This is a genomic window from Rhodococcus sp. BS-15 (assembly GCF_000813105.1).
Taxonomy (GTDB): Bacteria; Actinomycetota; Actinomycetes; order Mycobacteriales; family Mycobacteriaceae; genus Rhodococcoides.
Window position 1 is genome coordinate 1 of sequence record NZ_BAOX01000148.1, and the last position, 11,847, is coordinate 11,847.

Sequence of the window (11,847 nt, forward strand, 5' to 3'; positions counted from 1 at the left end):
TGCCGTCGGCCGCGTGTTCTGCCAGCCACGCGGCCAGTTCGCCCGGCGCGACGATGCCGCCGCGGACGTCGAAACCTTCCTCTGCTTCGGGTTCGACCGACGCGAGAGTCTCGAACAAACGGTCCCGCAGAATGCGGAACTCCAGATCGTCGAACAAGGCATGGATCTTCTCGCGATCCCACGGAGCCAGTTCGAGCTGATCGGGGGTGTAGGGCAACGGCACATCGCGCACCATCTCGGTGAGCTCGCGGTTGAGCACCACACTCGACAGGTTGGCGCGCAGTGCATCTCCCACTTTGCCCTTGACCTTGTCCACGTTGTCGACGAGAGCGGTGAGGGAACCGTATTCGATGATCCACTTGGTCGCCGTCTTCTCGCCGACCCCGGGAATGCCGGGAAGGTTGTCGCTCGGGTCGCCGCGCAGGGCCGCGAAGTCCGGGTACTGCGACGGCGTCAATCCGTACTTGGTGGCGACCTCGTCGGGGGTGAACCGAGTCAGATCCGAGACACCCTTGCGCGGATACAACACCGTGACGTTGTCGGTCACCAACTGGAGCGCATCGCGGTCGCCGGTGACCACCAGAACGCGGTAGCCGAGCGCCTCAGCCTGGGTCACCAGGGTGGCGATGATGTCGTCCGCCTCGAAGCCCGCCTCTGCCATCACCGGGATACCCATTGCCCCGAGTACGTCCTTGGTGATGTCGACCTGGCCGGCGAACTCGTCCGGCGTCTTGCTGCGGTTGGCCTTGTACTCGGGGAACCGCTCTGCGCGGAAGGTCTGCCGTGAGACGTCGAACGCCGCCGCGATGTGCGTCGGTTTCTCGTCCCGCAGCAGATTGATCAACATCGAGGTGAACCCGTACACGGCATTGGTGGACTGACCGCCGGTGGTCTTGAAGTTGTCCGCAGGTAGCGCGAAGAAGGCCCGGAACGCCATCGAGTGGCCGTCGATGAGCAGCAATGTGGGCCGCTCCCCGCCTGCTTTCGCATCGGTCTCGGCTGCGGGCGCTGCACTTTTCTCGGTTACTGGGCTCACGGTTGACCAGTCTAGGGAGCCGGTCCGACAACTCGTAGCCGGATGCATGCGGCAGCCGCGATCGCACTCACGACGAGCGTCGCGCACCGCGAAACACAACCGATACTTTCCGGAAATCTCAGTCGCCGATTTTGCGTCGTTTCAGCGGATAGAGTCCGACAATTGCAGGAAACCCCCATTCCCGTGGCACAACGACAACCGTCCGGAGGACGTGCGTGGCTCCAAATGTTCGATGGACCAGAAAGGTGCAACCGCCGAGGTTGCGCGCAAGATCTGCCGTTCGGCTCTTCCAGCGAACACTCCTACTCGCCGTTCTGAGTTCCATTGCCGCCCTGCTGTTCAGTGCGCCGGCATTGGCCCAGGAACCTACCCCCACTCCCCCGGCAGCACCGGGGACCAGTGCCGAACAGGCACCGCCCGCAGACGCGGTCAGCGTCGCCGGATCTCTCAACAACGGTGGCGAACGACTCATCGGCGTCGACGTCGCTGCGCTCGACGCGTCCGGCTCCGAAGTCGCCCGCACCACCAGTGAAACCGGCGGCCGGTGGACTCTCGAATTGCCTCCCGGCACATACACATTCCAGGTCGTTCAGGAAACGCTCCCCGACGGGGTGAGCGTCCAGGGCGAGGTCCAGCGCGATGTGCAGGCCGGGCGCTCCAACACCGTCATCTTCTCGTTCGGTGAGGCCAGAACAGCCACCAGCGTCCCGGTCTGGGAGCAGTTCCTGCGAACCACGGTGGACGGCTTCCGGTTCGGACTCGTCATCGCGCTCGCGGCCGTCGGCCTGAGCCTGATCTTCGGAACCACCGGACTGACGAACTTCGCGCACGGTGAGCTGGTCACGCTCGGCGCGGTTGCGGCCTGGGTCTTCAACGTCACGATGGGTATCCAACTCATCCCGGCCACGATCCTCGCGATCATCGTCGGCGTCGCGATCGGCTGGCTCAACAACGCGGCCATCTGGAAACCGTTGCGAAAACGTCGGACCGGCCTCATTGCTCAGCTCGTGGTGTCCATCGGCCTCGCGATCGCGCTCCGATACCTGATCCTCATCTTCTTCTCGGACCGAGCCGAGCCGTTCGCGGACTACCAGGCTCAGACTCAGAACGAGTGGGGCCCGTTCGCCATCACCAACGTCAACCTCGCGTGCATCATCATCAGCGTGGTGGTCCTCGTCGGTGTGGCACTCATGTTGCAGCGCACGCGAATCGGCAAGGCCATGCGCGCCGTCGCCGACAATCGCGACCTCGCTGCATCCTCGGGCATCAATGTCGAGCGTGTCGTGACGTTCGTCTGGTGCCTCGGCGGCGGTCTCGCCGCCCTCGGCGGTGTTCTGTTCGGTCTCTCCGAACTCGCCGGTCGCGTGCAGTGGGAGATGGGCTTCAAGCTCCTACTGCTGATGTTCGCCGGAATCACATTGGGGGGACTGGGAACCGCGTACGGGGCCTTCCTCGGCTGCGTCATCGTCGGTCTGCTCGTGCAGTGGTCGACGCTGATCATCAATCCCGATCTCAAGTACATCGGAGGACTGCTCGTCTTGATACTCATCCTCATCGTCAGGCCGCAGGGCATACTCGGCTCGCGGCAAAGGATCGGGTGACCTCATGGATATTCTCGGAGCACTCCAGGTTTCCCTCGCTCAACTCGTCGGGCCGTCCGCGATCTTCTACGCGCTGCTCGCCATCGGCCTGAACCTGCACTTCGGCTACGCCGGCCTGCTCAACTTCGGTCAGATCGGCTTCGCGCTGCTCGGCGGCTACGGCGTTGGCATCATGACCATCACCTACGAGCAGCCGCTGTGGTTGGGCATTCTGGTCGGCCTCGGTGCCGCCGGTCTGTTGGCTCTGGTGCTGGGCATTCCCACGCTACGACTGCGCGCCGACTACCTGGCCATCGTCACGATCGCCGCGTCGGAAATCCTTCGTCTCGTGTTCAGATCCACGGCCAGCGACTCGGTGACCGCATCGACCAACGGCCTGTTCGGATTTGCCGATCCGTTCACCTCGCTCAGCCCATTCGATTCGGGCAAGCAATACGACTTCGTCGGGGTGAAGTTCTACGGTGACGATCTGTGGGCCATGGTCGTCGGTTGGTCGCTGGTCCTCATCCTCTGCGGCGTCGTCTATCTCCTGACACACAGCCCGTGGGGTCGCGTCCTGAAAGCGGTGCGCGAAGACGAGGATGCGGCACGCTCGCTCGGTAAGAACGTCTTCGTGTACAAGATGCAGGCGCTCGTGCTCGGTGGTGTGATCGGCGGCATGGGCGGTGTCTTCAACGCCCTGCAGACCAAGTCGATCAACCCCGACTTCTACTCCACGGCGCAGACGTTCTTCGCTTTCGGAGCCTGATTCTCGGCGGCGCGGCCACTGTGTTCGGTCCCGTCGTCGGAGCCATGCTGTTCTGGTTCCTGCTTTCGATCCCCGACGCCATTCTGCGTCAAGCCATCTCGGGGCCGGATCCGCTGCTCGACCTCACCGAGCAGCAGGTCGGTGCCACCCGTTTCGTCCTCCTGGGAATCCTGATCGCACTACTGATGGTGTTCAGACCCCAGGGCATTCTCGGCAACAAGCGAGAGGTTCAGCTCAATGCCTGACGCGAAGAACTCGCCGAACAAGAATCCCAGCACCCTCGAATCACGGGCGGCCATGGCCCTCGACGCCGATCAGCGTGCGGCGCTGTTCGCCGGAGTGGCAGGTGAACCCGGCTCGGCGAAACCCGATCCGACTCTCGTGGTGGATGGCATCTCGCGCACGTTCGGCGGTCTCAAGGCCGTCGACGTAGCGCATCTCGAGATACAACGCGGCTGTATCACCGGTCTGATCGGCCCGAACGGTGCAGGCAAGACAACGCTCTTCAATCTGCTCACCGGGTTCGATCGACCCGACACCGGCACTTGGTCGATGGACGGTCAGGAACTGGGCAAGATGCATCCGCACCAGGTGGCCCGCAAGGGTGTCGTCAGAACGTTCCAGCTCACCAAGGCACTGTCGAAACTGACGGTTCTCGACAACGTTCGACTCGGTGCCACCGGGCAACGCGGCGAACGCATTCTGAACACCTTTCTCCCGTGGACCTGGAAGGCACAGGAGCGTGAGGTCACCGAGCGCGCGAACGAGCTGCTCGCTCGCTTCAAACTCGATGCCAAGGCCGACGACCTCGCCGGATCATTGTCCGGCGGCCAGCGAAAACTGCTCGAGATGGCCCGCGCGCTGATGACCGACCCGTCCGTGGTGATGCTCGACGAGCCGATGGCCGGGGTCAATCCCGCACTGACGCAATCACTTCTGGGGCACATCAAGTCACTGCGCGACGACGGCATGACGGTGGTGTTCGTCGAACACGACATGGACGTCATCCGAGACATCAGCGACTGGGTGGTGGTGATGGCGCAGGGCAGTGTGATCGCCGAGTCGACACCGGAGGAGCTCTCGAACAACGGTGCCGTCGTCGATGCGTATCTCGGCAGCCACCACGATCAGGCACTCGAATTCGATGCCGACGGCAATCCCGTCGGTGCCACTGCCGAACTGGCAGAGGTACTGAAGAAAGCCGAGGTCGGGGAGCTTGCGGCCGGTGGCGATCTGTCGGAACCGGAGTTCGTGAAGCCCGACACCACCGACGGTGGATCCCACCGGGCCAAGGAGGTCAACTGATGAGCGAACCGACCACCGAGAAGCAGCAACTGACCCCCGCGGAGTTCGCGGCCACGCCCGGGGAACACGCCCGCCTCGCCGAAGGTGCTCTACTGCGCGCCGACGGCCTGGTCGCCGGGTACATCCCCGGTGTGAACATCCTCAGTGAGTGCAACTTCTTCCTCAACGACGGGGAGATCGTCGGGATCATCGGACCCAACGGGGCCGGCAAGTCGACTCTGCTGAAGACGCTGTTCGGGCTCGTTGCCGTTCGGGAGGGCAGCGTCAAACTGCGCGGAGACACCATCACGTCCGCGGAGGCGCACGTGCTGGTGACGAAAGGCGTCGGCTACGTCCCGCAGACGCAGAATGTGTTCCCGTCGCTCACCATCGAAGAGAACCTCGAAATGGGAATCTATCTGCGTCCCAAGAAGTTCAACGAACGCTTCGATTTCGTCAGCGAGCTCTTTCCACTTCTGAGCGATCGCCGCAAGGTCAAAGCCGGCGCTCTCTCGGGCGGTGAGCGCCAGATGGTGGCGATGGGCCGCGCGCTGATGATGGAGCCATCGGTACTGCTGCTCGACGAGCCGTCGGCCGGGTTGTCTCCGATGTTTCAGGACGAGGTGTTCATTCGCTGCAAGAAGATCAATGCGGCCGGTGTCTCGATCATCATGGTCGAGCAGAATGCCCGTCGGTGCCTGCAGATCTGCGACCGCGGCTACGTGCTCGATCAGGCCGCAACGCCTACACCGATACCGGTCCGGCGTTGATGAACGACCCGAAGGTGATCGAGCTGTATCTCGGCACACTGGCAGGAAGCAAAGAGAAGAAGTAGCTGCTCGACAGCGACGAAGGCCCCGGTTCGATCGACATCGAACCGGGGCCTTCTCGCTGGCGTCGAACGTGCGACGCGTACGCAAGCCACTGGGCCCGAGTCCTGATCGAGGACTCGGGCCCAGTGGCTGTGTGACAGTTACAGATCACTCACCGACGACGATGTATCCATCCGTGGTGAGGGTGTTGTCCGGCCCGAAGACCAGGTTGCCGTACGAACCGGTTGCCGGTTCGCCTGCGTCACTGAAGTTGAGCGCACCGGTGACACCGTCGTAGTCGATGTCGGTGCCTGCCTGCAGCAGCGGGAGGCATTCCTCGAACGTCGTGCACTTCTCGCCGTCCTTGGTGACACTGTTGATATTGGCCGCAATATCCACGCCCGCAGTCGATCCGGCCTGAATTGCTGCCAGTGCAGGAATCACCACGGCGTCGTAGGACTCACCCGCGTAGTTGAAGTCGACGAGCGCGGGATCGACGGTCTTGAGTCGGTCCTGGAACGCGGTACCGACGTCGGTCAGCGGCGTGGTGCCCCGCATCGTGTCGAGCAGACCCGGAGCCATCGACTCGCCGAGTGCGTTGCCCATATTGCCGTCGACGCCGTAGACCAACGTGCCGTCGGACGGTCCGATTCCGAGCTCGTGCATACGGGTGATGATGCGAGCGGACTCGTCGAATCCGATCACGGCGACAGCATCGGGTGCGAAGTTGTTCACGTCGTCGATCTCGGCGTTGTACGACTGAGCGTTGGGATCGTAGATGATCGTCTGGAGCTGATCGGACGCGATTCCCGCGGCTTCGAGGTTCTCGACCGTGTTGTTGGCCAAGCCCGTTCCGTACGGGTCGTTCAGGGCGAGGATCGACACCCGCTGGGCACCGTCCTGGGCGATGAGGTCCGCGAGGGCCTGAGCCTGCAGCACATCGGTGGGAGCGGTGCGGAAGTAGAGGCCGCTGTCCGGGTAGCAGACGAACTGGTCGGACGTGTTGGCCGGCGAGATCTGCACGACGCCCGCGCTGGTGATCTTATCGATGACCTGCAGGGAGACTGCCGAGGACGCTGCACCGACGATGACGTCGGCACCGCCTGCGAGCAGGCGGTCGACGGTGGTGTTGGCGGTGTCGGTGGTGGTGTCACCGGAGTCGCCGGGGATCAGTGTGACCGGCTGGTCCAAGACACCACCGGCAGCGTTGATGTCGTTGACTGCGAGCTGGACACCAGCGACCTCGGGCGGTCCGAGGAAGGCCAGGCTGCCGGTGTTGGGCAGCAAGGTTCCGACGACCAGAGGATCGGTGACGGGCGTGGCCCCTGCTGTGGCCTGCTCGGGCTCGCAATCGGTGGAGACGGTCGTTTCCGCGGCTGCAGTGCCGCCGCCGGCCGTGGTGGAGTCGGTCGAGCCCGAGTCGTCGCTCGACGAACAGCCGAACAGTGCGAGCGAGGTAACGCTCACCACCGCAGCCGTGCGGACATAGGTCCGAATTGCCATCTAGGTTCTCCTTGAAATTGCTCGTCGTTGAAGCGCACCTGAGTTGCATGTGGCTCACGTGTGGATCAGACGCTAACGCTCGGAGCCGATTCGCAAGGCCTAGAACGAGGCTCGTGACCTGACTGTGACCTAGGGAGTCGAAGTTTTACGTGGCCGTAGCTTTCGGGAGCCGATCACCCCTCTGCCGCAGGCTTGTTCGCAGGAGTACCGAGTGTCTCGATCACTACTTCGGCGACGGCTTTCATCGTCGTCCTGCGATCCATTGCGGCACGCTGAATCCACTTGAACGCCTGCGGTTCTGTGAGCGATTGCGATTCCATCAGGATGCCCTTGGCCTTCTCGATGAGCTTGCGCGTCTCGAGCCGATCCTGCAGATCCACGATCTCGGCTTCGAGCGCGGAAATCTCACCGAAACGGCTGGCGGCCAACTCCACCGCAGGCATCAGATCGGCCTTGGTGAACGGCTTGACCAGATACGCCATCGCACCGGCATCGCGCGCCTTCTCCACGAGCTCGCGTTGACTGAACGCGGTGAGAATCACGACGGGCGCAATGCGCTTCTCGGCGATCTCCGACGCGGCATCGATTCCGTCCCGCCGCGGCATCTTCACATCCATGATCACCAGATCGGGACGCAGTTCTACGGCCAACTCCACCGCTTGCTGACCGTCGGCCGCTTCACCGACCACGTCGTAGCCCTCCTCGCGGAGCATCTCCACGAGGTCCAATCGGATCAGGGATTCGTCCTCTGCCACCACCACGCGAAGCGGGGGCTTGCCAGTACCGTGCGCACCAGGAGCATTCATCTGTATCGGTCTCCTTTGACTGTCATCGCCCATCAGGCCGTCGAGCATCTGAAGGGTACCGGTGCGCGACGCCGAAAGCGCATCTTCTAAACTCGTCAATCGTTGCTTGAAAGACGCCAGCCCTCGTATCCCAATTGGCAGAGGAAACGGATTCAAAACCCGTCCAGTGTGAGTTCGAGTCTCACCGAGGGCACCACGCAGTATCGCGAAGTCGTTGCTGGTCAACGACTTAGAACACGCAGGACGTCGACGGTCTACGTCGCTCGTGACCACATTCTGACCACATCGCCCTCAGAAACGCGTGAATCGTGCGCGTCGGCGACCGCCTCGGCGTCGGTGTCGAACAGGTCCGCATAGGTGTCCAGCGTCATCGCGGCCGACGCGTGTCCGAGCATCTTCTGGACCGCCTTGACGTTTGCACCCGCTGAGACAGCGAGAGACGCGGCGGTGTGCCGCAGATCGTGCGGTGTCACCCGCGGGAACTCGGGTGTCTCGGCTGCGCCGATCGAGTCGACCTCGGTGGTGCGCTGCTCGGCGGTGGCCGCTATGCATCGAGCCACCGCATGCGAGAACCACGTCCGGGCACCGGGCGACTTTGCGTAGTCACCTCGGGCGTTCGGGAACACGAGGGCATCTCTCGCCTTGCCTGCACACGCAGCGGCGAGCGGCTCGCTGAGGAACTTAGGAAACGTCATCGTGCGTAGCTCGTGTGTTTTCGGCGTGCCGACGACGACCTTGCCGCCGACGTTGACGGCGTTTCGCCGGACGTGGATCCGACGACGCAACATGTCGACGTCCGACACACGCAGCGCCGCAAGCTCACCCCACCGCAGGCCGCAGTATGCGAGCACGAGCACGATCGCTCCCTTGGTCGGCCCCGCCTCGCGCGCAAAGTGCCACACCTGGTCGTCGGTCAAGTAGCTGTGCTCCGCCTTGCCCTTGCGTGGCAGCTTCACTCCTCGCGCAGGATTGGCGATGAGTCGGCGATCCTTGACCGCCTCGTCGAGGATCGACGCGAATACGCCGAACGCTCGAATGACAGTCACCGGGCCACTCTTGGCGCTCATGTCCGAGACCCACTGCTGCACAGCCGAGTGACGAATATCGGCGATCCGTACATCCGCCCATCGAGCTCGACATGGACGCGCCACGCAACATCGACTGTTCGCGCGCTCGATGCCTTGAGGTGGGTCTGCCGCGCGAGCCACCCGACACCGAGCGATCCGACTGTCACCTTGCCCTCGGACTCGTCGATGTACTCCCCGCGCAGCTTGCTCACGTGGACCGTCGCGGCGAAGTCCTGCGCCGCCCTTTTGGTCGTGAACCCACGTTTCGTAGTCTGCTTGCGCTCGGGCGTGCGGTAGTTGACCCGATAGAACGACTTACCTCGGGTGTCGGTGTACTTGGTGATCGTCGCCATCAGTGGTCGCCCTCCGCGAGTGCCGTCCGTAGTTCGGAAAACAGGCCGCGCGTGACCTGTCCCCTGCGTTGTGCATTGCCTTCGGGACCTGCGCGCCTGTCCCGCTCCCGCCCGAATGATGCGCCCCACAGCCGGTACGACCACGCCGTGAGCTCGAAGATGTCGAGTCCGAGCGACTTGGCCGCACGCGTATCCGCGAGCCCTGTCATCGCCGACACCGCGAGCGCGACTGCGGCCTGGTCGGCCCCCGACGGAAGCCGACTCTCCTCGGGCACCATTGCTCCCGCTGCGGTGCTGACCTTGAGCATCGATCCGGGAGCACCCGCGTTCGGTATGTCCTCAGCAGTGAACGCCGCCGATCCCCCGCCTACAGCGCGACGCATAGCCGATGCGTACACCTCCAGCCCATCGGTGAGCTGCACTGCGTCGCTCCCCTCGAACAGATCCGGGAGTGTCACGTCTCCCCTACTCATATGGGTCAGCGCCGCGCAATAGACCAGCATCGTCGACAGGCTCGGCGTCCCTCGCCCCGATTCGATGTCGCTGACTCGGCTCGGCGTCCACGCTGTGCCGTACAGCGCCGATGCTCGCGCGAGATCATCGAGCGAGGTCCCGGTGTCTCGGCGTAGACGCCTGGCGTTTCGGCCGACCAGCGCGCCGATGGTTTCGGATGACACAGTGCGACTGTAGCAGTCAAGTTACGTGACAGCACGTAACATCACTGGTAAGTTCCACTCAGCGCACCCGACCGGGTGACGAGGCAGCGGAATCGGATCCGCAGCGACGCTCAACGTTTCGCAACGAAGGATCCGATATGCCAGCACGCACCGCCCCCCACGACGCCGTCCCCTGCCCCGGCCGGACTCGACGTCCTGCTCGATGCCCGCGAGACCGCGAACTACCTACGCACGACCGAGGCAAAGCTGCGGCAGGACCGCTCTCGCCGTGTCGGCGTTCCCTACGTCAAGGTCGGTGCTCGTGTGCTGTACCGAGTGGGCGACATCCGCGCTTACATCGACGACAACGTGCAGACCGCCGACGTAGCTCCCCGCGCGCGCTGACGAAACGCCCAATGGGCAACTCAGACAGTCATTTCGACGCATCATCACTCATCAACGGTGACCTGTTACGTCTACCGAAGGACCCACACGCAATGACTCAGACAGCAAACAGGCCCGGAGCGAGCGACTCCGGGCCTGCGACCGATCGACCACGATCGACACCAGCACCCAGAATACCGCCGAGGGGGCATCCACTGCAGCCGAGTTCGTCTCAGGCCACCACCTCGCCGAGGTCCTCGGGGTGAAAGCCTCGGCTGACATCGTTGAAACACTCGGCCCGGAAATCGCGCGCGGCATCATTCGGTGGCATCACCGCGAGGTAGACGAAGTCCACGAATCCGAAAATCTCGAAGATTTGCTGGCGGTACCGGTCGAGTGTGTGCAGGCTGTCGTCGCTGGTGTCCTAACCCGCGCGGACGTCGCCGCGTGGGCGTCGGACACCGGAGAACGTGACCCGCATGCGATCGTCGCCGATCGCCGAGCCGAGACCGAGGCACGACGCCGACTCAACACGGACTATTCACCGATGGCAGACAGGACGGCCCCGAAGCCGACAACCGGGCTGCGCGGGGTGCTCGACGAGCACGCGGACGTGTTCGACTCATCCCCCGAGCTGACCGCGATTCATCAATTCGCCCGAGCGCGGGGAGCTGGAGCATGGGCGACGCTCGGCGGCGCTCTGGTGCGCGCTGTTCTCGGCGTACCCCACCGAGTGACACTGCCGCCCATCATCGGCGGGCCTGTGTCACTGAATCTGTTACTCGCCGTCGCAGGTGTCTCGGGCGGCGGTAAGGACCTATCCGACGCCGCTGCGTCGGCAGTGATCGACGCCCGCGTGAGTGGGGCGCCTACACACTGGGACCCGTTCCCCGTCGGAACTGGCGAGGGGCTGAATCGTACGTTCGCAGCCGCCCACAAAGACACGGAGACCGGCCGGGCGAAAACGGAGTTCCATTGCCGCTCGGCATTGTTCACGGTGCGCGACATCGGTGCTTTCGACGCGCTGGCCGACCGCCGCGGACAGACGTTGGTCACGGAGCTACTCAAAGCCGCAATGGGCCAAGAGATCGGTTTCACCAACGCCACCATCGAGCACCGCGTGATCCTGCCCGCGCACAGCTACCGACTCGGTTTGACGGCAGGCGTTCAACCGGGCAACGGATCGAGCCTGCTCGGCGAAAAGGCAGTGCGCGACGGTCTTACACAGCGGTTCCTGTGGTTTCCGGTGCGCGAGGGCCGACTGCGACCCCCTGTCGACGAACCGCAGCCGATCTCACTCGACATACCGCAATTCGGGGTGACCGTAGACCCGCTCGACCCGGACGACGTCGACCGGCCGCTCGTACACATGGATGTTGCCGAACAGATCCGGCGCGAAATCATCGCCGTGAATGACGCGAAGGACGAGGACGTGTTTGGCCGCACCTCCGATCCCCTCGCGGGTCACAGGCTGCTCGCGCGACTCAAGGCAGCCGCAGCGTTGGCGGTTCTGCACCGACGCACCAGCGTCGACCTGGAGGACTGGCAGCGCGCCGGGTCGATCGTGGCGGTGTCCGAGGCGGTGGTCGCCGAGGTA

At 63.8% G+C, this 11,847-nt stretch carries 10 protein-coding genes, 1 tRNA gene and 2 pseudogenes; 7 read left to right on the forward strand and 6 right to left on the reverse strand.

Annotated features, from left to right (window positions below):
• Nucleotides 1-1,036: 5'-3' exonuclease H3TH domain-containing protein (locus RHBS_RS16515; RefSeq protein WP_272913868.1), on the reverse strand; the 1,036-nt coding region annotated here is incomplete at its 3' end.
• 260 nt (nucleotides 1,037-1,296) lie between these two features.
• Here RHBS_RS16515 and RHBS_RS16520 point away from each other — a divergent pair.
• From RHBS_RS16520 to RHBS_RS16535, 4 genes and pseudogenes are all read left to right on the forward strand, one after another.
• The gene (locus tag RHBS_RS16520; RefSeq protein WP_128646051.1) at nucleotides 1,297-2,637 is read left to right on the forward strand and encodes a branched-chain amino acid ABC transporter permease; all 1,341 of its coding nucleotides are present in this window, start codon (nucleotides 1,297-1,299) and stop codon (nucleotides 2,635-2,637) included.
• A gap of 4 nt (nucleotides 2,638-2,641) precedes the next feature.
• Nucleotides 2,642-3,630: pseudogene (locus RHBS_RS16525) on the forward strand (branched-chain amino acid ABC transporter permease).
• 52 nt (nucleotides 3,631-3,682) lie between these two features.
• The gene (locus RHBS_RS16530) at nucleotides 3,683-4,690 is read left to right on the forward strand and encodes an ABC transporter ATP-binding protein (RefSeq protein ID WP_128646055.1); all 1,008 of its coding nucleotides are present in this window, start codon (nucleotides 3,683-3,685) and stop codon (nucleotides 4,688-4,690) included.
• Nucleotides 4,690-5,504: pseudogene (locus RHBS_RS16535) on the forward strand (ABC transporter ATP-binding protein). The gene RHBS_RS16530 and the pseudogene RHBS_RS16535 overlap by 1 nt, the downstream one beginning before the upstream one ends.
• 145 nt (nucleotides 5,505-5,649) lie before the next feature.
• Here RHBS_RS16535 and RHBS_RS16540 read toward each other — a convergent pair.
• Both RHBS_RS16540 and RHBS_RS16545 read right to left on the reverse strand, forming a co-directional pair.
• Nucleotides 5,650-6,984 carry an ABC transporter substrate-binding protein gene (locus RHBS_RS16540; RefSeq protein ID WP_128646052.1) on the reverse strand — a complete coding sequence of 445 codons (1,335 nt, stop codon included), beginning with the start codon at nucleotides 6,982-6,984 and terminating at the stop codon, nucleotides 5,650-5,652.
• Between the two features lie 173 nt (nucleotides 6,985-7,157).
• Nucleotides 7,158-7,790, reverse strand: a complete 633-nt coding sequence (locus tag RHBS_RS16545) for an ANTAR domain-containing response regulator (RefSeq protein WP_121869701.1) — start codon at nucleotides 7,788-7,790, stop codon at nucleotides 7,158-7,160.
• 119 nt (nucleotides 7,791-7,909) lie between these two features.
• Here RHBS_RS16545 and RHBS_RS16550 point away from each other — a divergent pair.
• Nucleotides 7,910-7,986: transfer RNA gene (locus RHBS_RS16550), tRNA-Leu, on the forward strand.
• Between the two features lie 58 nt (nucleotides 7,987-8,044).
• Here the strand turns inward: RHBS_RS16550 and RHBS_RS16555 are convergent.
• The 3 genes from RHBS_RS16555 to RHBS_RS16560 are packed head-to-tail and all read right to left on the reverse strand — an operon-like array spanning nucleotide 8,045 to nucleotide 9,887.
• Complete coding sequence (locus tag RHBS_RS16555) at nucleotides 8,045-8,857, reverse strand: site-specific integrase (RefSeq protein WP_306303544.1); 813 nt, start codon at nucleotides 8,855-8,857, stop codon at nucleotides 8,045-8,047.
• Nucleotides 8,854-9,210 (reverse strand): Arm DNA-binding domain-containing protein, encoded by a 357-nt coding sequence (locus tag RHBS_RS31825; RefSeq protein WP_306303545.1) that lies wholly within the window; start codon nucleotides 9,208-9,210, stop codon nucleotides 8,854-8,856. The genes RHBS_RS16555 and RHBS_RS31825 overlap by 4 nt, the downstream gene beginning before the upstream one ends.
• Complete coding sequence (locus RHBS_RS16560; protein WP_128646053.1) at nucleotides 9,210-9,887, reverse strand: helix-turn-helix domain-containing protein; 678 nt, start codon at nucleotides 9,885-9,887, stop codon at nucleotides 9,210-9,212. The genes RHBS_RS31825 and RHBS_RS16560 overlap by 1 nt, the downstream gene beginning before the upstream one ends.
• Before the next feature lie 75 nt (nucleotides 9,888-9,962).
• Between RHBS_RS16560 and RHBS_RS30745 the strand changes: the two genes are divergently transcribed.
• Both RHBS_RS30745 and RHBS_RS16570 read left to right on the forward strand, forming a co-directional pair.
• Nucleotides 9,963-10,271: a hypothetical protein gene (locus RHBS_RS30745; protein ID WP_237669289.1), complete on the forward strand. Its 309-nt coding sequence runs from the start codon at nucleotides 9,963-9,965 to the stop codon at nucleotides 10,269-10,271.
• Nucleotides 10,272-10,512: 241 nt separating this feature from the next.
• A partial coding sequence (locus tag RHBS_RS16570; RefSeq protein WP_128646054.1) for a hypothetical protein occupies nucleotides 10,513-11,847 on the forward strand: 1,335 nt, incomplete at its 3' end.

Bases quoted from the DNA above. Each gene is read 5' to 3' on its own strand.
- RHBS_RS16540 (WP_128646052.1), bottom strand. From the start codon at position 6,984: ATGGCAATTCGGACCTATGTCCGCACGGCTGCGGTGGTGAGCGTTACC.
- RHBS_RS16530 (WP_128646055.1), top strand. From the start codon at position 3,683: ATGGCCCTCGACGCCGATCAGCGTGCGGCGCTGTTCGCCGGAGTGGCA.
- RHBS_RS16555 (WP_306303544.1), bottom strand. From the start codon at position 8,857: ATGAGCGCCAAGAGTGGCCCGGTGACTGTCATTCGAGCGTTCGGCGTA.
- RHBS_RS31825 (WP_306303545.1), bottom strand. From the start codon at position 9,210: ATGGCGACGATCACCAAGTACACCGACACCCGAGGTAAGTCGTTCTAT.
- RHBS_RS16545 (WP_121869701.1), bottom strand. From the start codon at position 7,790: ATGAATGCTCCTGGTGCGCACGGTACTGGCAAGCCCCCGCTTCGCGTG.